The 23,065-nt window shown below is 45.7% G+C and carries 22 protein-coding genes; 14 read left to right on the top strand and 8 right to left on the bottom strand.

Annotated features, from left to right (window positions below):
- Positions 1–192: 192 nt before the first annotated feature.
- The 4 genes from OA79_RS03410 to OA79_RS03395 form a co-directional block, all read right to left on the bottom strand.
- A complete protein-coding gene (locus OA79_RS03410; RefSeq protein ID WP_063331817.1) occupies positions 193–576 on the bottom strand; it encodes a carboxymuconolactone decarboxylase family protein in 384 nt (127 codons plus the stop codon).
- A gap of 57 nt (positions 577–633) precedes the next feature.
- Positions 634–990, bottom strand: coding sequence for a MerR family transcriptional regulator (locus tag OA79_RS03405; RefSeq protein ID WP_063331816.1), 357 nt, complete (start codon positions 988–990; stop codon positions 634–636).
- A gap of 86 nt (positions 991–1,076) precedes the next feature.
- Positions 1,077–1,967: a histone deacetylase family protein gene (locus OA79_RS03400; RefSeq protein ID WP_231908789.1), complete on the bottom strand. Its 891-nt coding sequence runs from the start codon at positions 1,965–1,967 to the stop codon at positions 1,077–1,079.
- Between the two features lie 170 nt (positions 1,968–2,137).
- Positions 2,138–3,241 carry an HD-GYP domain-containing protein gene (locus tag OA79_RS03395; protein ID WP_063331814.1) on the bottom strand — a complete coding sequence of 368 codons (1,104 nt, stop codon included), beginning with the start codon at positions 3,239–3,241 and terminating at the stop codon, positions 2,138–2,140.
- A 146-nt stretch (positions 3,242–3,387) separates the two neighbouring features.
- Between OA79_RS03395 and OA79_RS03390 the strand changes: the two genes are divergently transcribed.
- Together OA79_RS03390 and OA79_RS03385 are read left to right on the top strand one after the other, a co-directional pair.
- The gene (locus OA79_RS03390) at positions 3,388–3,843 is read left to right on the top strand and encodes an EVE domain-containing protein (RefSeq protein ID WP_063331813.1); all 456 of its coding nucleotides are present in this window, start codon (positions 3,388–3,390) and stop codon (positions 3,841–3,843) included.
- A gap of 79 nt (positions 3,844–3,922) precedes the next feature.
- A complete protein-coding gene (locus OA79_RS03385) occupies positions 3,923–4,918 on the top strand; it encodes an OmpA family protein (protein ID WP_082825360.1) in 996 nt (331 codons plus the stop codon).
- Here OA79_RS03385 and OA79_RS03380 read toward each other — a convergent pair.
- A complete protein-coding gene (locus OA79_RS03380) occupies positions 4,915–5,628 on the bottom strand; it encodes a hypothetical protein (protein WP_231908788.1) in 714 nt (237 codons plus the stop codon). The genes OA79_RS03385 and OA79_RS03380 overlap by 4 nt on opposite strands.
- A gap of 180 nt (positions 5,629–5,808) precedes the next feature.
- Between OA79_RS03380 and miaB the strand changes: the two genes are divergently transcribed.
- Genes miaB through lnt form a run of 5 tightly spaced genes read left to right on the top strand, consistent with a single transcriptional unit; the run spans position 5,809 to position 11,188 of the window.
- The gene (gene miaB, locus OA79_RS03375) at positions 5,809–7,164 is read left to right on the top strand and encodes a tRNA (N6-isopentenyl adenosine(37)-C2)-methylthiotransferase MiaB (RefSeq protein ID WP_063331810.1); all 1,356 of its coding nucleotides are present in this window, start codon (positions 5,809–5,811) and stop codon (positions 7,162–7,164) included.
- A gap of 13 nt (positions 7,165–7,177) precedes the next feature.
- A complete protein-coding gene (locus OA79_RS03370; RefSeq protein WP_063331809.1) occupies positions 7,178–8,251 on the top strand; it encodes a PhoH family protein in 1,074 nt (357 codons plus the stop codon).
- Positions 8,251–8,715, top strand: coding sequence for an rRNA maturation RNase YbeY (gene ybeY, locus OA79_RS03365; protein WP_063331808.1), 465 nt, complete (start codon positions 8,251–8,253; stop codon positions 8,713–8,715). Before OA79_RS03370 ends, ybeY begins: the two co-directional genes overlap by 1 nt.
- 12 nt (positions 8,716–8,727) lie before the next feature.
- The gene (locus OA79_RS03360) at positions 8,728–9,597 is read left to right on the top strand and encodes an HlyC/CorC family transporter (protein ID WP_063331807.1); all 870 of its coding nucleotides are present in this window, start codon (positions 8,728–8,730) and stop codon (positions 9,595–9,597) included.
- A gap of 1 nt (position 9,598) precedes the next feature.
- Entirely contained in the window at positions 9,599–11,188 is a 1,590-nt protein-coding gene (gene lnt / locus OA79_RS03355) for an apolipoprotein N-acyltransferase (protein WP_082825359.1), read from the top strand.
- A gap of 18 nt (positions 11,189–11,206) precedes the next feature.
- On the opposite strand, the gene OA79_RS03350 is transcribed toward lnt, so the two are convergent.
- The gene (locus tag OA79_RS03350) at positions 11,207–11,623 is read right to left on the bottom strand and encodes a zinc ribbon-containing protein (RefSeq protein WP_063331806.1); all 417 of its coding nucleotides are present in this window, start codon (positions 11,621–11,623) and stop codon (positions 11,207–11,209) included.
- A gap of 188 nt (positions 11,624–11,811) precedes the next feature.
- Here OA79_RS03350 and leuS point away from each other — a divergent pair, with 188 nt between their 5' ends.
- The 6 genes from leuS (at position 11,812) to OA79_RS03320 (ending at position 20,121) form a co-directional block, all read left to right on the top strand.
- Positions 11,812–14,259 carry a leucine--tRNA ligase gene (gene leuS / locus OA79_RS03345; protein WP_063331975.1) on the top strand — a complete coding sequence of 816 codons (2,448 nt, stop codon included), beginning with the start codon at positions 11,812–11,814 and terminating at the stop codon, positions 14,257–14,259.
- Between the two features lie 3 nt (positions 14,260–14,262).
- Complete coding sequence (locus OA79_RS03340) at positions 14,263–14,838, top strand: LPS-assembly lipoprotein LptE (protein WP_231908787.1); 576 nt, start codon at positions 14,263–14,265, stop codon at positions 14,836–14,838.
- A gap of 24 nt (positions 14,839–14,862) precedes the next feature.
- Positions 14,863–15,900: a DNA polymerase III subunit delta gene (gene holA, locus OA79_RS03335; RefSeq protein WP_063331805.1), complete on the top strand. Its 1,038-nt coding sequence runs from the start codon at positions 14,863–14,865 to the stop codon at positions 15,898–15,900.
- Positions 15,901–16,030: 130 nt separating this feature from the next.
- Positions 16,031–16,714, top strand: a complete 684-nt coding sequence (locus OA79_RS03330; RefSeq protein ID WP_063331804.1) for a TIGR02466 family protein — start codon at positions 16,031–16,033, stop codon at positions 16,712–16,714.
- A gap of 153 nt (positions 16,715–16,867) precedes the next feature.
- A complete protein-coding gene (locus tag OA79_RS03325) occupies positions 16,868–17,476 on the top strand; it encodes a flavin reductase family protein (RefSeq protein WP_063331803.1) in 609 nt (202 codons plus the stop codon).
- 26 nt (positions 17,477–17,502) lie between these two features.
- A complete protein-coding gene (locus tag OA79_RS03320) occupies positions 17,503–20,121 on the top strand; it encodes a cyclic nucleotide-binding domain-containing protein (RefSeq protein ID WP_063331802.1) in 2,619 nt (872 codons plus the stop codon).
- A gap of 89 nt (positions 20,122–20,210) precedes the next feature.
- On the opposite strand, the gene OA79_RS03315 is transcribed toward OA79_RS03320, so the two are convergent.
- Positions 20,211–20,828 (bottom strand): LysE family translocator, encoded by a 618-nt coding sequence (locus OA79_RS03315; RefSeq protein WP_063331973.1) that lies wholly within the window; start codon positions 20,826–20,828, stop codon positions 20,211–20,213.
- Between the two features lie 350 nt (positions 20,829–21,178).
- Between OA79_RS03315 and dapA the strand changes: the two genes are divergently transcribed.
- The gene (gene dapA / locus OA79_RS03310) at positions 21,179–22,051 is read left to right on the top strand and encodes a 4-hydroxy-tetrahydrodipicolinate synthase (RefSeq protein ID WP_063331801.1); all 873 of its coding nucleotides are present in this window, start codon (positions 21,179–21,181) and stop codon (positions 22,049–22,051) included.
- Positions 22,052–22,162: 111 nt separating this feature from the next.
- On the opposite strand, the gene OA79_RS03305 is transcribed toward dapA, so the two are convergent.
- Positions 22,163–23,026, bottom strand: coding sequence for an isocitrate lyase/PEP mutase family protein (locus OA79_RS03305; protein WP_063331800.1), 864 nt, complete (start codon positions 23,024–23,026; stop codon positions 22,163–22,165).
- Positions 23,027–23,065: the final 39 nt, after the last annotated feature.

Below are 23,065 nucleotides of genomic sequence, written 5' to 3'. Positions count from 1 at the left end.
ATTCGTGAGCAATGCGTAAATATGAGGGCCAATACAGGCAGTCAGAACAGACATTAAAAACCCACCTCAAAGGTGGGGTTTAGACACATTGCACACATCAAATTCCACCATTCCTATGGAATGATGGTCATTCGAGCGACTTGATGTAATGGATTGGTTTCAGGTTTTTTCTGGTGCGTTCGCGCCTTTAAATCAATCGATTTTACTGCGTTCTTGTAGCACATCCCGAAAGGCAAACATGCCATTTAAGGCCGCAGGAAAGCCTGCATACACGGACATTTGTAATATTACTTCTTTGATTTGCGTTTCGCTGCAGCCCACGTTTAAAGCGGCATTCAAATGCACTTTGAGTTGAGGCTGACAATTCCCCAGTGCGGTCAATGCCGCAACCGTGGCGATCTCCCGTGATTTCAGATCCAACCCTGGTCGTGCATAAATATCGCCAAATGGGTATTCAATCGTGTATTTAGCCAGATCTGGACAAATGTCTTTCAGGCTGTCGATCACCTTTTCACCGGCGTCACCATCGATTTTTGCCAGCTGTTTACGACCAATATCATAACGAGAGTTGTGCATCTTGATGCTCCTTAATGGATAAAGAACATCAGCTTACGACTTCGAGTAAACTCTAAGTCAATCGTTAATTTGTTGGTGGTAGTGGTTTATTTTGTCCTGCAGCGCCGCTAAGTGAGACTGCTGTGATTGTATGTAAGATTCAAGCTGGCTTTTATGCACTTCCAACAACTGCTTTCTCGCCACTAAAGACACATCGCCCTGCTCTCTGTATTCTGAATAGCGCTGGATATTGTCCAATGACATACCCGTGGCTTTTAAACGCTGAATAAAGGCCATCCAAGCAAGATCTTTCTCGGCATAATCCCGATGCCCACTGGCATTACGACGCACATTTTTTAATAAGCCAATTTTTTCATAATATCTAAGAGTATGAGATGAGACGCCCGTTAATTGAGAGAATTCACTGACCTGCATTGTTTCGTCCTTACTGTGTGTCCTACTTATTCCAACATGAAAGCCAAACTTAGACCAAGACCACACCAAACAGATGATGCATCATTCTAAACGTCAAACGACCCGAACTTTTCATTTACGCTGTTGATCTTAGGATGTGTTTGCCAAATCTGATGCGCTGCTTGGTGCAATAAGCTGTGTCGCCAAGCCACCTTGTCTTCTTGCCGATCGTAACCGCCGCCAATCACACAAGCAGTGGGTAGGTCTAAATCTAAGCAGGTTTCAATCACGTATTTGTCCCGTGCTAACACACCTTGGTCACTAAGTTTTACATGCCCTAATCGATCCTCTTGATGCACGTCTACTCCCGCATCGTAAAAGACAAAGTCGGCTTGATGCTGAGCCAAAATGTCCGGCAAGGTACGTTTGAGTATGGCTAAATAGGTGTGATCGTCGGCGCCTTTTGGGATAGCAATGTTAATGCCAGCCGTTTGCTTGATATTAGGGTAGTTTTCTTCGCAATGCCAAGAGACCGGCACTATGTTGGCCTGATCAGCAAAGAAGGCGATGGTGCCATCGCCCTGATGCACATCACAATCGAGTATGAGTACCTTTTTCGCTTCACCTGTATTAATCAGGTTCAACGCCGCGACGGCCAGATCATTAAAGATGCAAAAGCCTGCGCCACGGTCCGGATGAGCATGATGAGTTCCACCAGCCAAATGACAAGCCAAACCATGCTGCAAGGCTAATTGACTGGTCAGTATGGTGCCAGAAACGGCTCTCAACGTCCGTTCGACTAACCATTCAGACCAGGGCAAGCCAATGTCTTTTTCTTCTTTTGCTGTCAGTTCACCACGTATAAAACGTTGCACATACGCTTTATCGTGCGCCGCCATCAATACCGACAGAGATAAAGGTTCAGGAGTATATTGGTTATCGTCCGAAAGAATGCCCTGCTCGCGCAAGGTCTCTGCCAACAGACGAAATTTGTGCATGGGAAATCGATGGCCTGCCGGAAACGGAATACTGTAATGAGAGTGAAAAACCAAGGGTAGCAAAGCGGGGTTCATAAGCGGCTAACAATCAAATCCTAGCGGTAGAAACACAATAAGGTAAACGGCCATCATAACAAGGATCCACTGAGGATGCAGAGTAGCGACACGCTTTATTTGCGTTTCGCTACGAGAGCTTTACGAATCGCCGCATTGAAAGATTCAATGAGGTGCTGCGGGAAACCTTTACCACTTTCGAAGTTTACTGATTGCACGGCCCGCATGGCACTTTTGTTGTATTCACTGCCAGACTTACCCCACACACTATCAATGAACATGACGGCCATAGACAAGATGAACGCGCCTTGTGGAATCAGCGGCCCTACCAAACCTTCAGGGTAACCTGAGCCATCAAATCGCTCTTTATGTGCTTTCACCATGTCGACAGCCTCTTCCCAGCCCTCATGCTTGGATAACAGCTTTGCCCCAACCATAGGGTGGTTCATGGTGGCGTCCTGTTTCGCCTCTTCATCATCTTTGCAATTTAGGATTAAAGCCATCCCCATGTTGTGCATGTAAGCCGCGGCACTCAGCTGACAAGGATCAACTGGCGCTCTTAACTCAGCATTAATCAATTGGCAAAGTTTGAGAATGCGTTCGCTGCGCTCCGTAGAATAGCCCAGTAATCGATTTAATTTGTGGCTAAAACCAGCAAACAAATCAATGTCTGCTTGTTGCTGCTCGGTAAATTCCACCTTGATGATGAGAGAGGAAGCGTCACGACAGTCTTCTTCCTCTTCGGTAACCTGATGTGAACACTGTTTAAGTAACACAGCCGCCAATTTTGGGCGCTCCGCGTCATCTTCTTCAGCATAAATACCATCCAACCCTTGCTGTAAAATATCTCTCAGCTCGCTTTCGGCCACGTGAGATTGATAAATTTGTTGCAGCAAAGAGTAGACGTTTTCTATCACCACATTGATAAGATCCCCTAAATGATGGTGATATTGAATGTAACCGCCTCGCATACCATCGACGATTTCTTCTAATTTATGTAAAACACCCACCAGTGGATCCAAAAAACACACTGAGCAGTTGCCCTTCATACTGTGTAGAGAACGAAACAATTCGTCCAATTTATCAAAGGAAAATCCCTCACCTTCAATACTATTAATGATCTCTTCAATTTCTTGCTGTGCCTCAACATAGCACTCTAGCAAGTCATCCTTGAGATCTTTTTCTAAGGCAGAAAATTCTTTACAGGCAAAATGGCTCATCTTTCCCATCCATTATCATTAGCCAAAAGGGTTGAGGCTAATCATGGTATTGGCTAATTTAATAGCGTCAGACTTTTATTGTAGTTAGAATCTTTGTAAGCGTGAACAAAGAGAATGTTTCATTGTGCAAACGAAACGAGGTAACCATGCCAAATTATTGGTTAATGAAGTCCGAACCTGATGCTTTCTCCATTGATGATCTGGCCGCTATGCAAGTCTCACCTTGGGATGGTGTGCGTAATTACCAAGCTAGAAATTTCATCAAACAAATGCAGCTTGGGGACCAAATTTTCTTCTACCATTCCAGCTGTAAACCAGCAGGCATTGTGGGCATCGCTAAAGTGGTCAAGGAAGCCTATCCGGACTACACTAGTTGGGACCCCAAAAGTGCCTACTTTGATGTTAAATCCACACCGACACAACCTCGATGGTTTATGGTCGACGTGGCCTTTGTGACAAAGTTTCCACGTCTTATTTCTTTAGCGGAACTTAAAGAAGATACGGCATTGAGTGAGATGCCACTGACACAAAAAGGCAGCCGTCTATCGATTATGCCAATTCGTACCGAAGACTGGCATCGCATACAGCAACATTTAAAATAATTGATAAGGAATTCAATATGTTGATAAAGAAAAGTGCTTTTATTCACTGTCTCTGTCTCGTGGTTCATGAGTAAATAACATGACCCAGTCGATAGCAAGGAACGCTATACTCGTCTGCTTTATTATTTTGTTCTTAGGCTGCGCCTCGGTTAACGCCACCTCCTTGTACCCCAGCTCAATAAAAAGTCAGCTACAAGACGCTGACCGCGACGGTGTGATTAACTCACGTGACTTATGCCCCGATACCCCCCAGGGCAGCGCCATCGATAATGAAGGCTGTGCGCTTACCAACACTGTGTATCACAGCGTTCGCTTTCAAGCCCAATTTGACACCAATCAGTACCAACTTGATGCCCCCCTTCATGGTCAATTAGCCGAACTGGCGGATACCCTTCACACCTATCCCGACAGCCTTATATTCATAGAAGGCCATACCGACCGCCAAGGATCGCCTCGCTACAATCTGCGACTCTCTAAGAAGCGTGCCGACGCGCTGGCAGCGTTGTTAGTGACTCACTTTCAAATTGCACCAACACGCATTATTCCCATCGGGTACGGTCAACAGCGACCCATCGCTGCTGACACTGGGTCGACCGATACAGAACGGAATCGTCGTGTTGTCGCCCGTATTTTAACGCCCACTAAAGGTGACACAACGACATCTTGGCGCCTCCCTTTCAAGCTCAACCAATACCGTGTATCTGAACAACAGAAAGCCTTATTACAACCCTTGGTATTGAGGCTAATTCAGCAACCAGAACAACTTGTCTTAATAGAAGGGCACACAGACGCAAGCGGTCAGTTTCAGCACAATATGAGGCTTTCTCAGCAACGCGCAGAACAAGTCGCCGGTTATCTCGAGCAGGAACATTCGATTAATGAACAAAGCATCATGGCGCTAGGCTACGGCGCAAATCAACCGTTTGTCGATAACGATACGGCATACCATCGCCAACAAAATCGTCGTGTAGAAGTGCGCCTATTGGAACAATTGCAGGTCAGCCAACAAGTCATTTTGCCCAAATGGACCATTTGGAGTGTCGATGAGCTGGAAAATCCACGCCAATCAAACTAATTAAAGTGTCGTTCTCGCTCTTGCAGCGTCACATCGTAATCAAAGTAATATTGGATAACAGCACCAATGTAATCATACTGTTTGCCCGTTCGTACGATCACCCCAACACTGGCCATATCATGATATTTTTCTGGCTGATAATAGCTTTCGAATCGCCAGCCCGTATCCAAGTCATTGTATTTTTCACGATACAAAGAGAAACGCACATTCTCTGATTGATAATAACTGATACCTAGACGTGAACTGGTGATGTTGCTTAAAGTCGCTTGATTGGATTGCGTGTTGACAATTAAGGTCACATCATCAAAAAACACATCCCCGGTGAACTGCCCTATTACTTCACGCTCTCCTTTCACGGCCTCATCCATCGGTTCCAATTCACTGACACCTAAACCGACACCAAGGCGAGCATACTGGTTACTGAAAAACCAATTTGAAAATAATTCTGACTGGGCAAAGCTGTCTTTACTGGAACCGGTAATTAAATAATTACTGTTTAATAACACTTGTGTCGAGAAGTAATCATTGATCGGGATATTCACTTTAAAGTCGATGTTGAGCAAAGACTTACTTTCCAACAATCCATAGCCTAATCCCACCGCAAAATTAGGCTTTTGTTCTTCCGCATAGGCCATACGGGAAAAGGTGAGTAATATGATTAAAGCGCGCAACAACACCCGTTTTTCGCCTCCGGCAAATAATTTATCCAATCGTTTCTGCGTTGTATTGTGAAGAGATTCCCCATCAAGTGCCACCCAAACATGGAAATTGTTGTGATATTTGCATTAAAAATGGCGGGAATGAATGACAAGTCTGGGATTCGGAAGCAAAGCCAAATATAATAAGCGCAAAGTCGATATGACGAACTCTTTTTTAGGTTTATAGGTTACATGGCAAAAAAACTCTTTATCCAAACTCATGGCTGTCAGATGAACGAATACGATTCTTCTCGTATGGCCGACTTATTAGGCGAAAGTCATGAGATGGAGCTAACAGACAATGCAGACGAAGCAGATGTACTGCTGCTAAACACTTGCTCGATCCGTGAAAAAGCGCAAGACAAGGTATTTCACCAACTTGGTCGCTGGAAGAAGCTTAAGCAAAAAAATCCTGATCTGGTGATTGGGGTTGGCGGTTGTGTGGCCAGCCAAGAAGGCGACAACATTCGTAAACGTGCCAAACACGTGGATATGATTTTTGGCCCGCAAACCTTGCACAAACTTCCTGAGATGGTGAATGCCGCTGCGACACACATTCCGATTACTGACGTCACCTTCCCAGAGATTGAGAAGTTTGACCACCTGCCTGCGCCTCGCGTAGAAGGGGCCGAAGCCTTCGTTTCCATTATGGAAGGTTGCAGTAAATACTGTACTTTCTGTGTTGTACCTTACACCCGTGGTGAAGAAGTCAGCCGTCCTTTTAACAGCATTTTGCTGGAAGCGTCTCAGTTAGCAGAACAAGGTGTGCGTGAAATCCATTTACTGGGTCAAAACGTCAACGCTTACCGTGGCGAAACAGAAGAAGGCGATGAAGCCGATTTGGCCGACATCATTCACGCCGTGGCGCGTATCGATGGTATTGAGCGTATTCGTTTCACCACTTCACACCCAGTGGAATTTACTGACAGCCTAATCGAAGCGTTTCGCACCGAGCCAAAACTGGTCAGCCATTTACACTTACCCGTACAAAGTGGTGCCGACAACATTCTTAGCGCCATGAAACGCGGCCACGATCGTCAATACTACATTGATAAAATTAACCGCATTAAAGACGCGCGTCCTGGCATCAGCTTATCATCCGACTTTATCATTGGCTTCCCTGGTGAAACCGATGAGGACTTTGTTGATACCATGAACCTGATCCAAGAAATTGGCTTCGATCACTCATTCAGTTTTGTCTACAGTCAACGCCCTGGTACGCCCGCCTCTGACCTTGAAGACGATACCCCTGAAGAGGTGAAAAAAGAGCGTTTATCGATTTTACAACGCCGCATCAGCCAACAAGCGTTTGACATTAGCTTAGCCATGGTTGGCGAAGTGAAACGCATCTTGGTCAGTGGCTACTCGCCGCGTGATCCAGGTCAACTTCAAGGCCGTACGGAAAACAATCGCATTGTGAACTTCCGTGCGTCTGATCCACAATTAATTGGTAAATTTGCCGACGTTGTCATTACAGATGCTTACCCCAATTCCCTACTGGGTGAATTGATCAGCTCTGAACTCGACAACGACTTCGTCATTCAATAAGTACAGGTAGCCCTTGGAAACCACAAAGACAACTCAACAAATTCGCTTAACACCAGCCAATGTCGATGCTTTGGCTGGTATGTGCGGCCAACTCGATGAAAACATCAAATTAATTGAAAAACGCCTTGAGGTAGAGATTCGCTATCGAGGCGAGTTATTCGACCTGTCTGGCGACAATGCTGAACACGTATTGGCTGCCAAAACCTTGTTGCAAAACCTTTATCGTGAAGCGTTAGTCAACCCGCAAGTATCGCCAGAAACGGTACACCTGTATTTACAGGAGTCGGCTATTGAATCACTGACTCGCAACAAACGCGGCCACAGTGATCAAGTGGTGATTAAAACCCGTAAAGCCTTCATTAAACCCAAAGGCCAGAACCAACAAAATTATGTGACGCAAATTCGCAAACACGACATCAACTTTGGTATTGGACCCGCCGGCACTGGTAAAACTTACCTTGCGGTGGCCTGTGCCGTGGAAGCCTTAGAAGCGGATCGAGTTGAACGCATCATGTTGGTTCGTCCTGCGGTGGAAGCCGGTGAAAAGCTGGGCTTCTTACCTGGCGATTTGTCACAGAAAATTGACCCATACTTACGCCCTTTGTACGATGCCTTGTACGAAATGCTGGGCTTTGAGTTGGTCGATAAGCTGATTGAGAAAAACGTCATTGAAATCGCGCCTTTGGCCTTCATGCGTGGCCGAACCCTAAACAATGCCTTCATCATTCTCGATGAAAGTCAGAACACCACGCGCGAACAAATGAAGATGTTTTTGACGCGCATTGGTTTTGGCTCAACGGCTGTTATCACAGGTGACCGAACTCAGGTGGACTTGCCTCGTGGCACGTCATCGGGTTTAGCCCAAGCCATGCATGTGTTAAAAGACGTTAAAGGCATCAGCATTACCACCTTCGGTTCATCTGATGTGGTACGTCACCCATTGGTTCAGCGCATTGTCGAAGCTTACGATAAATTCGATGAAGAAACCGAAGCCGAGAAAAAAGCGCGCAATGAAGCCCGAGCCGCAGAAAAGGCTCAAGCAGCAACGGCAGACAGTGCAAACGTAACAACAGAACCTAAGACCTAATGCCAGATTTAGAACTCGACTTACAAATTGCCACCGATAAGACAGATCAGCTTCCTAGTGAAGCTGACTTTCGCTTATGGGTTGAAAAAGCCTTACCCACCTCTGGTGATGAATACGAAGTGACCATTCGCATCGTAGACGAAGCAGAGAGCCAAGCACTGAATCACGAATACCGTGGCAAAGACAAACCCACCAATGTGCTGTCGTTTCCTTTTGAAGCCCCACCAGGTATCGAATTGCCTTTATTAGGTGATTTGGTTATCTGCCAGCAAGTGGTAACAAAAGAAGCCATTGAGCAAGACAAAGCCCTGTTCGAGCATTGGGCACACATGACCATTCACGGCATCTTGCATTTACGTGGTTATGACCATATAAATGATGATGACGCTGAAGAAATGGAAAACTTAGAAACCGAATTATTGGCTTCTTTGTCGATTTCCGACCCTTATTTGATAAAAGAGTGAGTTAATCCCCTAATGAGCGATGACCGATCGAGCTTAAACAACGATCAACATAAATCCTGGTTTGAACGTTTCCTTCAAGCCTTTAATGATGAACCACACAGCCGTGCAGACATCATTCAACTTCTGGAAACCGCTGTGCAGTCTGACGTCATAGACCGCGACGCCTTCACCATTGTCGAAGGCGCTCTCGAAGTGTCTGAAGTACAAGCCAGAGACATCATGATTCCACCGTCGCAAATGGTGATCATCAAATCTGAAGACGATCCAAAAACGTCCATTCGCAAAGTCATTGATTCTTCTCACTCACGTTTCCCTGTGGTGGGTGAAGACTCTGACGAAATTTTAGGGGTTCTACTCGCCAAAGATCTATTGCCCTTGCTGTTTAAAGACGGCGACATCACCAACGAAGACATTTTAGCGCGGTTACGCCCTGCTAACTTTATTCCAGAAAGCAAACGATTAAATGTCTTACTCAATGATTTTCGAACCAAGCGCTACCATATGGCGATGGTACTTGATGAATACGGCAGTGTGTCCGGACTCGTCACCATTGAAGACGTATTAGAACAAATTGTTGGTGAGATCGAAGACGAAACCGACAAACTCGAACATGAAGGCATTCAAGTCACCAGTGAAGCTGGGGTATATTTAGTGCCAGCACTGTGCACCATCGAAGACTTTAACGAGTTTTTCAAAGCGGAGCTTAACGAAGAAGAATTTGACACCGTTGGTGGCATTCTCGTCCAACAATTCGGCCACGTTCCTCTGCGTGATGAAACCATCAGTTTTGACCATTTCGATTTCAGAGTGGTGAAATCCGATGGTCGTCGTGTGAAGACGATCCAAGTATCAAAATCTGCTACCGAAGAGACGATAGACTAAGATGTCAACCATTCGCCCCGATTCTACCGATATAATGGCGGGGCGAATCCCGCACTTTTTCTCAAATTTATCGCTTACAGGGGCGCTGATCATCGGTTTGATCGCTGGTGCTATTGGTGTCACCAGCTTCTCCCCTTTTCATTTTTGGCCCGGCTATTTCATTAGTCTATTTTTTTACGCCATCTTGGTCATGACCAGCCCTACCGCCAAAACCGCATTATGGCGAGGCTCGTCAGTTGCCTTTGGCGTATTTGCCTCCGGTGTATCCTGGGTGTTTGTCAGCATTGCTGAATACGGCCAAGTCGGTAATGTGATTGCCGCGTTGATCACCTTTTGTTTCATTGCCGTATTGAGTGTTTTTTGGGCTTTTTCAGCTTGGTTAGGCTGGCATTTACAGGCTAAATTCAAAGCACTGCCTGCCACCTTTTGGGTGATGTTCAGCCTGTTACTAGCTGAGCTAGGGCGCAGCGTTTTATTCACTGGCTTTCCTTGGCTGTTGCCCGGTTACGCGGTTGAAAATACTTGGCTTTTTGAACTACTGCCCCTTGGTGGCATTTGGCTCACCAGTTTTGTCGTGGTGTTGACCGCCGTCACTTTGGCTGGCCTAGTGCTAAAACAGCGCAATCAAATCATGCTAATGACCATCGTGGTGTTAAGTTGGAGTGGCGCGGCTTACTTGAACTACTTTCCAAGTCAGTGGGTCACACAAACCGGCACATTGAAAACCACCTTAGTACAAGGCAATGTCAAACAAGATGAAAAGTGGTTAACCCAGACGGCGGCCCGTTCATTAAATTATTATCAACAAGCCACACTAAAGCATTTAGACAGTGATTTGATTGTCTGGCCCGAAACCGCCGTGACCTACGCCTACTCGCAAATCAAACCCTACTTTGCGGATTTCAGCCAACAATTGGCGGACAGTAAAACCACCTTAATTACCGGCATTCCAGACGTCTTACAAGGCGGCAAAGAGTATTACAATGCTATTTGGGCAACCGGTGATGGCTTTGGTCTTTACTACAAGAAACATCTGGTCCCCTTTGGTGAATACCTCCCTTTCGCTGATTACATAGGTCCTATTTTGGACATCTTTGGCATGCCTTTATCCAACTTTCAATCCGGCGATGACAACCAACCTGTGTTACAAGCGGGCGAATGGGGCATCGCGCCTTTCATTTGCTATGAAATCGTCTACCCGGAGCAGGTTCGTAAGATGGTACGCGACAGTGATCTATTGATCACCATTAGTAATGATGGTTGGTTCGGCACCTCATTTGGCCCTTGGCAGCACCTTCAAATTGCGCAATTTCGAGCCAAAGAAACCGGACGCTATGTAATACGTGGCACAAATACTGGCATTACCGCGGTGATCAATGAACAGGGAGAGATTGTTGCTCAAGCACCGCAATTTAAACAAACCACACTCACCACCACCGCCAAAGCTTTTGCAGGCAGCACGCCTTATGTTACGTGGGGCGCTTGGCCGACCTTAGCCTTAATCGGGTTAGCGGCTTTGTTTTGCTATCTCAACAGTCTCTTTCCAAAGACAGGTTCGGTTGGTCAGACACAAAAAGAGCAAAGCGCGTAAGCACTTTGCTCGGCCCGTCTAATCGTGTGAAGACATTAAACCGTAATGGCAGATCTCACAGGTTGGCAATACTTGCGCTTGTGCCAGCTGATTCAAGTGGCCGCAAGACATACAAGTATAGCTTCCAGCCTCTACTTGAGTACCCGCTACATGACATTCTTCTAAGGGGACTGGGTTATTGTTCACGTGATTGATAAGCCAAAGTAAGGCGGCATCTTCCTTTTCATCCAACTCTTCGACCAATTCATGTCCACCGTCTAACACCAGATGCCAATTGGCATCCACCCAAGCTTCCGTATACCCCATCTTGTCATGCCAATAAGCCGACATTAATGCCATGTCTTCCAATAACCAATCTTTCGCACCTTGTAAGGTTTTACGTGCTTCTTCGACTAAATTGGAATCCGAAGTGCTTTTTTGCAGATCTTTTTTCATAGATTTCATAACTCCTTCTCTATGCACCTTCTAATTAGAGCGCCATCTCTATAAAATAGCGGATATTTTCAGACTCTGTTGGCCTTTGCTCCCTAATCTTGAGCTAGGTCGTTATAATGCTGAACAATCACATATAAAGAGAATACAGGTCTACCAACCTCACGTCGATCATGGGAAATACATACATCATGCAAGAGCAATATAATCCGCAGCAAATCGAACAAGCTGTACAATCTTTTTGGGACGAAAACAAAGTCTTCAAAGCCGTCGCTGATTCCAATAAAGAGAAATTCTACTGCCTATCGATGTTCCCTTACCCAAGTGGTCGACTGCACATGGGTCACGTTCGTAATTACACCATTGGTGACGTTATTTCTCGCTACCAACGCATGCAAGGTAAGAACGTTCTGCAACCTATGGGTTGGGATGCCTTTGGTTTACCTGCAGAAAATGCCGCGATTAAACACAAAACTGCACCCGCAAAATGGACAACCGAAAACGTTGCCTACATGAAAGGCCAACTTAAAGAGCTCGGTTTTGCCTATGACTGGGATCGCGAAATCGCAACCTGTACCCCAGAATACTACAAATGGGAACAATGGTTCTTTACTCAGCTAATCGAAAAAGGCTTAGCCTACAAAAAAACCGCGGCGGTTAACTGGTGTCCTCACGATCAAACCGTCTTAGCCAATGAGCAAGTGGAAGATGGCGGCTGCTGGCGTTGTGGCACCACAGTAGAGAAAAAAGAAATCTCTCAGTGGTTCATCCGCATTACCGATTACGCTGAAGAGTTGCTGAATGATTTGGATCAGTTAGACGACTGGCCAGAAAAAGTAAAAGCCATGCAACGTAACTGGATCGGCCGTTCTGAAGGTCTAGAATTCAGCTTCGAAGTCGAAGGCAAAGCAGATCGATTGTCGGTTTACACCACACGCCCAGATACCATTATGGGCGTCACTTATGTGGCGGTTGCCACACAACACCCATTGTCTTTAGAAGCCGCTGAAAGTAACCCTGAACTGGCTAACTTCATTGCGGAAAGCAAGTTGATGTCGACCACTGAAGCCGACATGGCCACTGTGGATAAAAAAGGCATAGACACCGGATTTAAAGCCATTCACCCCATCACTGGTGAAGCCGTTCCCGTGTTTGCTGCTAACTTCGTGTTGATGGAATACGGTTCTGGTGCCGTGATGTCGGTTCCGGCTCACGATCAGCGTGATTTCGAATTCGCGAAAAAATACGATTTGCCGATCAAGCAAGTGATTCAACCTGCTGGCGATGAAACCATCAACATCGAAACAGAGGCTTACACCAATAAAGGCATCCTTTGTAACTCCGGCGAATTTGATGGCTTAGCTTTTAAAGAAGCGTTTGATGCCATTGCCGCTTGGATGACAGAGCGCAACTTAGGTGAAGTAAAAGTGAATTACCGTCTACGCGACTGGGGCGTCAGCCGTCAACGTTATTGGGGAACACCGATCCCAACCATTAACTTAAAAGACGGTTCTGTTGTGCCTGTTCCAGCGGACCAATTGCCCGTTGAACTGCCAACTGACGTGGTCATGGACGGTGTGAACTCGCCAATCAAAAACAACCCTGATTTCTCTGCCATTATGTTTAATGGTGAAGAAGCCGAACGCGAAACCGATACCTTTGATACCTTCATGGAATCGTCTTGGTACTTCGCTCGTTACTGCTGCCCAGATGCCACTGACGCCATGTTAACGGAAGAAGCCAATTATTGGTTACCGGTTGACCAGTATGTGGGCGGTGTAGAGCACGCGATACTTCACCTACTTTACTCTCGCTTCTTCCATAAGTTGCTACGTGATGCAGGTCTTGTGAACTCTGACGAACCATTTAAACGTCTGTTGACACAAGGTATGGTGAATAAAGACGGTACCAAGATGTCTAAGTCCAAAGGCAACACGGTTGACCCGCAAGAAATGATCGAAAAATACGGCGCTGACACAGTGCGTTTGTTCATCATGTTCAGTGCGCCACCAGAGCAGTCCCTAGAGTGGAATGATGCGGGTGTGGACGGTGCATCACGCTTCTTACGCCGTTTGTGGGCCTTGTCACTTCGTCATGTTAACGCGGGTAAAGTTGGTGAATTGAACATCGACGCTCTTAACGGTGCGCAAAAAGCCTTGCGTCGTAAGACTCATGAAACCATTCAAAAAGTCACCGACGACATCGAACGTCGTCAAACGTTCAACACCGCCATTGCCGCTGTGATGGAATTGTGTAATGACATCAGCAAGTTCGAGGATACCTCTGAACTTGGCCTAGCGGTTGAGCGTGAAGCCTTAGAAACCACGGTGTTATTGTTGTCTCCTATTGTGCCGCACATCGCCCACCAACTTTGGATGGACCTAGGCAACACGGACAACATCGTTGATACCCCTTGGCCTTCTCTAGACGAAGCCGCTTTGGTAAAAGACGAGTTAACGATCGTGGTTCAAGTGCTAGGGAAAAAACGCGCAGAATTAACCGTTTCAGCCAGTGCCGATAACAAAACCATTGAGGCAGAAGCCTTAGCGCACCCTAATGTCGTCAAATTCCTTGAAGGTAAAACGGTACGCAAAGTCATCGTGGTACCCGGTCGTTTGGTCAACATTGTAGCAAACTAAGCAATGCAACGGGGATGGCCTGTGGCCATCCCTATTTTCTTCACTCGCACAGAGATCATGGATATGACAGTCGCTTTCAAACACACTACTCGTCTCTTCTTACTTGCCTTCTTTGCTATGAGTTTAGTGGCCTGTGGTTTCCATCTGGTAGGCTCCGTGCAAATTCCCGATAGACTCAAAGTACTGACCTTATCTTCCCAAAGTGGCTCAGAAGATTTTGATCGTGCGTTGCGTCTGATTCTTTCTCAGCAAGGTGTCATTATCCTAGATGCCTCTCAAGCCAGTGCTGATACATTAGAATTAAAAATCAACAAACTCAGTATTTCCGATACGGAATTGGCGCGCAATAGTTCCAACGATGTGTCTCAAATCCAACGTCGACTTGCTGGTGACTATTTCATTCGCCAAGCAGATGGCAAGTCTTTATATGGTCCTCGTAACATCAGTACCAATAAGACCCTAGTGAACCAAGATGCGGAAGAAAGCGCCAAATTGTCTTACAACCAAGCACAGATGAAAGACATGTATACTGACTTGGCAAAACAACTTATGTACGACCTAGGATACGCTCCGCTGTAACCAGCGAGACAGCATACAAACGCTATGAAAGTTCGTGCCGATCAGCTTGCCGCTCAAGTACACAAAAACCTTGCCCCAATTTATATTATTTCAGGGGATGAGGTGTTGTTGTGCCAAGAAGCCGCTGACAGCATTCGCAAAGCCGCGCAACATCATCAAATTGAAGAACGCCTAAGGTTTGTCGCCGACGCGCAGTTTGATTGGCAAGATGTTATTTTGGAAAGCCAAAGCCTATCCCTGTTTTCTAGTCGTCGTTTATTCGATATCCAAATCGACAAAATGGCAGAAAAACACAGCAAAGCCTTAGCCCAATTGAGCCAATCTTTAAGCCAAGACAATGTGATTTTGCTGACCTTACCCAAAGTGGACGCGCGTACTCAAAAAGCCAAGTGGTTTACACAACTTGAATCACAAGGTGTATTTGTACAGATCTGGCCGATTGACGGTAATCGTCTACCGGCGTGGGTTCAACAAAGAGCACAAGCCATTGATTTATCCTTATCCCGTGATGCCGCCGCCATTCTCTGTGAACGCGGTGAAGGTAACCTTTTGGCCCTATCACAGGAAATTGAAAAACTTGCCTTGATGCATGGCGCAGGCGCGAAAATCGATGCGGAAAAAGTCATTGATTCCGTTACGGACAGCAGTCGCTACTCGATTTATGATTTAAGTGATCGCTTGCTAATGGGAAAAACCAAAGAAGCCTTACATTGCCTGAATCAACTCTTAGCCGAAGGCATTGAAAGCAACATCATTCTTTGGCTGATTAACCGCGAGACCAATACCTTAGTCAGCTTATTACAAGCCATGGCATCCAGCAGTTTACGTCAAGCCTGTCAAAGTCAAAGAATATGGGACAAACGTATTCCATTTTATGAAAGCGCCATGTCTCGACACAACCAAGTCACCTTGCCTTACATGCAAAACTACCTAGCTTTGATGGATAAAAGTGTCAAAGGATTGGATGGCCCCGACCTTGAAATCGGCCTTAGAAACCTAGTCATGATGTTTTGCGGTTACAAACCCACCATGACGGAATTGGACTTACCGCCTCAGTTTTAACCCACGCAAACTGAAGTGCGGCCTATCAATAATGGTATAAAGACACACTGTAATGGAACAACCACTGCTTCCTTTATTTTGTTACCCTGATATGATGCCCTGCATTAACTTTTGGATAAGATACGAATCAATGAATTCCACCGATTTTTCAATAGAGCCCATCGCGGAACACAGCATCGAACAACTGGATGTCTGGACAACGCCCTTGTTTGTTACGCAAATGCCAGACCATGAATTTCTGAAAGACGACTTGATGGCACTGATTTATCAGCAAAAAGCACAGCAACAGACCGCCATCGACAGCTTAGTGGCGCCTTCTGCGAAACACGCATTGCACGAAAGCCAATTGGACTTCCTTGATCAGCAAGATGCCACCTTGATGGAAACCAAACGCCAACTTGAAGAGTTAATATTAGAAGTGGCAAGTGGCTTAAACCAAGCCTATTGGCCTGAGGATGCAGAAGCGAATGCTCATATCATTGAATCTTGGTATCACGTAACGGGCAACGGCGGCTACCATGATGCTCACTCACATCCAAACTGCTCTTGGTGTGGTATCTATTACGTCGACCCAGGTGAGGCGGCTCAGTCGAACGTGGGCGGTGTCAATCGTTTCTACGATCCTCGCGTCAATGCCGAACATTATGCTGATCCAGGCACCGCGTATCTAGGTCAACATGGAGTGTGGGATTTCACGCCAGTAGAAGGCCAGATTGTCTTATTCCCGTCTTACTTAAAACATTCTGCCCTGCCTTACTTTGGTGAAAAAGATCGAGTCGTTATCGCGTTCAACAGTATTATTGAACTCTATTAATATTCCTTACTCATCCATCAAACACCCGTCAAGTTCGATCCACTTGACGGGGAGATTCATAAAGATTTTTGTTAAGTTTTTATGCAACGATTCACAAGCAACGGGGTTTTGTAGTAATTTAACAAAATACCATTCACCATCTTGGGGAGCGTTATGCATTATCCGTTTGATCAACTTAGTGGCACGGAACGTTACCACCTGATCACCCAAACTGTGATACCCAGACCCATTGCTTGGATCATGACCAAGAATGAAGACAGTTCTTTTAACCTCGCCCCGTTTTCGTATTTTACTTCTCTTTCATCTGATCCAGCGTTGTTGGTGGTCTCAATTGGCAACAAAAACCCAGAAACATTAAAAGACACCAAGCGTAATTTACTCCGTGAAAAGGAATGTGTTTTGCATATTCCCAGTGGCGAACTAGTAAACCAAGTCAACGACAGTGCGGCTAACCTTTCTTACGGCGAATCTGAAGTGTCGAAGACAGGCTTAGAGCTGATCGAGTTTACACCGACTTTGCCTCGTATAAAGGCCGCGAAAGTCGCCTTTCATTGTCGCCTGTTCGATGTGCACCGCTTGGCGGGAAGCAATTTTGAAGCCGTGTATCTAGAAATTTTAAACCTATACGTTGAAGACGAAGTGATTCAGCAAAAAGGCGACCGTACTTATGTAAATAGTCAATCGCTCAACCCACTCACAAGACTGGGTGGCAATGATTATGCCTTGTTAGGCGAGACCATGACGATTAAACGTCCTGATTAGGGCAATACTGATTAGAGGTAATAATAATGGACGTGACAAAACAATTAAGCGCTTTCCCATTCATGGCCGATTTAAATCCAGAATTGCATTCATCTCTTGTGGATCTGGCCAGTATCAAAAACTTAAAGACCGGTGATGTCTTAGCCAAACAGTTCGAAATTGGACAAAATATTTATTTTCTATTATCCGGTGAAGTGGCTATTTCTGTGCCCTTACAAGACTCAGGAAAATCCTATAACGTCGGCACCATCAGCCAACACCTATCACCTATTGGCTGGTCGGCCTTTCGCCATCCATCTCGATACGCAACCACTTTTACAGCCACCAAGTCCTCTAAACTCTTGGTGTGGCCTTTAGTCAAATTACAAAAGCTATTGGACAGCAACCTGCCTTTTGCCAATGCTTTTTTGCAATTTGTCTATCAAGAATCGTTACCGGTATTGACCAATATTCAAAATCAGACTCGCCCCTTCTTTTCCAATGAGTCCCTTGCGTTTGAAGAAACCCGTCCGTTAGTTCAGGCCGAAACACAAACCCACGCCTTAAAAGACGCCATTAGCCTGCTGAACTACGCACCATTTTGTGACACTTTCACTCAAGCCGACATTCATGCCTTGGCCAAGAAATCCACTATTTTGCTCGCTCATCAAGGAGACATCCTATGTCAGCAAGATCAACCATCGGATGGCCTCTACTTTTTGATCAAGGGGAAGGTGGTCGTCAGTTATCAAACCGATTCTGGTGACATCATTACCACTCGCTCTATTTCAAGAGCGGGCACCGTATTAGCTTGGTCAACGCCGAATGCGCAATTGAAAAATCGTACTTCCATTATTTCCTCAAGAGACAGCAGTGTTTTATACATCAAACAAGATGATTTAATGACCCTGTTCAAAGAGAACGAAAAGTTCTCAGTGAAATACATGTATCGTCTGATCTGGCTCGTTGGCGCTCATTTGCTCGCGGCTCGAATGCGCTATTTGTCACAAATTGCCAATGATGAAGTGCTCGCGGTCAGTAATGTTATTGAACAAAATGCCGCACTCTTACCGGTCAGTTCACCACTTTACAAAGTCAGCGAATTACTAAAAAGCGCCATTACTACGGACGAAGCATTTGGCATCATGTACAAGTGCCTGCATTTTGGCAGTGTCTTAGAAAGAACCATTTCCGGTATGTGTTTGGACATTCTAAAAGACTTACAGCGAGAAAATGCCTTCTATCGCCAGTTGCAAACGGCCTATGACGGCATCAATAGCTTACCCATGGACACTCCAGCCCTAGACGCCAGACGTTTTGGCACTGAGTATTTTAAGCAAGCTTTCCAGCAAGTCCCTTACGTAATTAAAGGGCTGGAAAACCTGCCGAAAAAAGCCGGTTCTATTTTCATCTACAACCATTTACTTGGCTCCCCAACCAACCGACTACCAAATGGCTTTCGTTTTTCCATGGACGCTCAGTTCATTGGTTCTATGGTCATTGACAATGAGTATGGTATTTCAGGTCAACGCGTGGTTCGCCGCAGTAAAGACAGCGAATTTTGGCGAGATGACTTCTATGAAAAATTCGGCAATATCTTTATCAGCAGCTGGGAAGGTTTACGTCGCGAGACACCAGAATACGATGACTTTATTCAAGCGTCTCAAAGCACACTAAAACAAAATTTCCCATTGATGATTTCACCAGAAGGACAAAGCTTTAATACCCAACATTCACCTGGAGCCTTGTTGCCTCATGCCTTTGAAATTGCGGGTTCCATGGGAGAAGATGAACCTTGGATCGTCCCTATTGCCGTGGCAAACTTTGATAAACGTGCCGACCACAATATTTATACCGTGGTCATCAAACCGGCGTTCAAACTGTCGAGCCGAGTAGACTATACTGACAAAGCAGCATTGAATGCGTTCTTGGTTGAGTATCAGCAAGAATACAAAGGCTATGTCAACGAAGCGATTGAATTATCACAGGAAATCAGACAGTACCCCATTTTCAGTGCCAAAAGTGGCTACCGCTCCAATGTGATGAGCCTGAATCAAATTGATGTGGAATTTGAGTCAGACGTTCGTCAGCTGGAATTCCATCTTTCTCATCAAGAGTATACAGAGCAGCCTGTGGCTTTCTATGGCTCCTCCACTATGCGTTTATGGCATGAATTTGAAGAACAATTTCGTGACAAAGACGGCATTAATCTCGGTTTTGGCGGAGCAACCTTAGAAGCCTGTGTCTATTACTTTGAACGTATTGTGTTGCCTCACAAGCCTCGTTCATTGGTCATTTATGCTGGCGACAACGACATCGGCAACCACTGTGATAGCAATCGAGTGATTGAACTCTACATCGAGCTGTTACAAAAAGTCGATCGTTATCTGGCGGGCATTCCAGTAACACTGATTAGTATAAAATGCAGTCCGACTCGTGAAAAAATGCGCGATGTGGTTGAACAAACCAACCGACAAATTGAGCGTTTAGCGAAAACCCGTCCAAATACTCAATACGTTGATTTGTTTTCTACTTTGTTGGATAAGAAAAATCAGATAAGAGAAAACTTGTTCGAAGGGGATCGTCTGCATCTGGCACCAAAAGCTTATGAGCTATGGAGCAAAAAACTACTAGAGAATGCGGACTTTATTTTCCAGAGTAAATAACCTTTTCTACTTAGTAAAACGCTCAGTCATCACAGGATGAACTGAGCGTTTATTCTGCCTTAACGGCACTGGCATCATCTAACAATCGCTTAGAAAATCCCCGATACCACTTTCACACCCAACAAAATCAATAGACTGCCCATGCCACGGTCAACCCAGATAATATGACGCTTTAACCATGCCAGCACGGGACCGCCAGCCAATAACAACGCCACAATCACATACCAAATACTGTCAATAAACACCACAGTAGACCAAAGCTGGAATTTGATCATGCCGGTCATTTCATGAGGAATCACTTGGCTAAATAACGCGAGGAAAAACAGGGCAGCTTTCGGATTCATTAAGGCAATCAATAAGCCATCCCGGGCGGCGCCAAAATAAGACGAAGCAGCAGGCTCAATAGTGTCATCACTCGACATACCAGCGTAACGCCAAGCCTTGATTCCCAACCAAGCAAGATACAATCCCCCTAAAACCGTTAAGACAGAGAAAACCTCTTGATAGCGCTGCATCAACACCGCCAAACCTTGTAAGGTTAAAAAGGCCCAAAAGCCAATGCCTAAGCCATGAGTAATCGCGGCCAATGCGCCGTGCCAAGCAGATTGAGAAACCGAAATGCGGAGAATAACAGCCAAACTCGGGCCTGGCGATAAGGCGCCCATGACACAAATCACCACCAAAGATAACCAACTGGCTAAATCCATTTCTTCACCTTTTACATCGATTGTTATTTTAAAACCGTATTCTAACCAAGCCATGGTGAAAAAACGACGTTCATTTTGAATTCAAAAACTAAAAAATCGTGTTGACCTTTTTCTCAAAAAACGTCAGGATAAAATGACTTTTTACAAAGCGATCTATTTTATCTTATGAACCTAACTGTCTTGAATAAACGCAACGGCGATAAACGTAAAGCATACAAGCTTTGCGATGCTGACGTGCGTATTTAAGATTTCATTATTACCCGGCAGCATTCCCGCTGACGGTATCTCCCTTCGCTCAAGCAGCAAATACTCTCAGCAAGAATGCCAACCGGCACAAACGAGGCAAAAACATGTTTCACGGTGCAATTACGGCTTTAATTACCCCATTTCGTGATGGTCGATTAGACGAAGAAGCGTTACGAAAAATTGTTCGTTGGCAGATAGACCAAGGTATCAATGGCTTAGTGCCAGTGGGTACCACAGGTGAGTCCCCTACGTTAAGCGAGCATGAACACAAGCGTGTTATTGAAATCACCGTACAAGAAGCCAATAAAGCGGTTCCAGTCTTAGCTGGCGCAGGTTCTAACAACCCAGTGGAAGCCGTCACTTACTCTGACTATGCGTATCAAGCTGGTGCGGATGCAACACTTCATGTGGCAGGTTACTACAACCGTCCGAATCAAGCCGGGCTATACGAGCATTTCAAATACGTTCATGACAACAGCCAATTGCCCATTATCCTCTACAACATTCCACCACGTTCGATCGTCGGGCTGGATGTAGACACCATGGCTAAATTGGCAGAACTGCCTAGAATCATCGGCGTGAAAGATGCCACTGGCGATTTAACTCGTCCAATTCGTGAACGTGCTCTGATCAACAAAACCTTCAATTACCTAAGCGGCGATGATGTCACCAGCGTGGCGTACAATATTGGCGGTGGTAATGGCTGCATTTCGGTCACCTCAAACATTGCTCCGAAATTGGTAGCAGAACTGCACGCTTTATGTCGCCAAGGTCAATTTGTCGAAGCGGCGCAATTACAAGACAAACTGTTCGCATTACACAGTGCATTATTCATTGAACCAAACCCAGCGGGCCCAAAATACGCGATGTCTTTGCTTGGTTTGTGTACGGAAGAGTGCCGTCTACCTATTGTTGCGTTACAAGACAGCACTAAAGCCACGATAAAAGCAGCCATGGAAGCGATTAACTTAATTTAAGCTCGCCAAGTACGCTCAATGAACTAAGCGACCAGAAACGCAAAAGCCTGCAAATTTGCAGGCTTTCTCATATCTCAGAGTCGTTAACCGTTCCGACGAACGGCAGGTCGATTACTCTTGAACGTCCATGTATTTGTTGGCCCAAACGCGGTTTTCGTCCAATGTTGAGTAACGAGTGGAAAGTTCAGAAGCATTCAATTTACCTTCCGCAATACCACGTTGCTCACGAAGACAGTCATAAGTGGCCTTGATCGCAGCGAAATAGGCAGCGTGTCCATTTACCACAATGCGTACCCCATTGGCCGCAAGACGATCTCTGTCTGCCAATTCAGGGTTTCCGTAAGCCACCAGCATGACAGGAATATCAATATGCTGAGTAATCTCTTCTAGGTGAGCAAAGTCACGAATACCCACCATACAGATGCCGTCCACACCCACTGCTTGATACGCTTTCACGCGCTCAATGGTTTGTTCTGTGGTTAACTGACCGGCATTGGTACGTGCAATGATGCTCATAGCAGGGTCTATTCGAGCATCTAATGCCGCTTTCAATTTGCCCACGGCTTCTTCGACTGGAATCAAATCCGTTGATTTATGGCCGTATTTCGCAGGCAATAAGGTATCTTCAATGGTCAACGCCGCCACACCAGCACGCTCTAACTCAACAATCGTACGAATCACGTTTAATGCATTACCATAACCATGGTCAGCATCCGCAATAATAGGCAGACGTGCCACACGACCAATACGTGTTGCTTGCTCAGTAAACTCACTCAACGTAATCAAAGCAAAATCCGGTGCGGCTAATACTTGTAGCGAGGCAACCGAACCACCTAAGATGCCCACTTCAAAACCTAAGTCTTCCGCGATGCGCGCGGACATAGGGTCAAAAGTGGAAGCTGTGTAATAACATTTGCCACTTTGTAGTAGCTTACGAAAATCATTACGCAAATCATGCTGCGAAGGTGTTGCCATTGAGAGTTACTCCTAAAAACGGTCACAAAGTGATATTGC

This window comes from Marinomonas sp. TW1 (genome assembly GCF_001625355.1).
Taxonomy (GTDB): Bacteria; Pseudomonadota; Gammaproteobacteria; order Pseudomonadales; family Marinomonadaceae; genus Marinomonas.
This window is presented reverse-complemented; position numbering and strand designations above follow the sequence as displayed.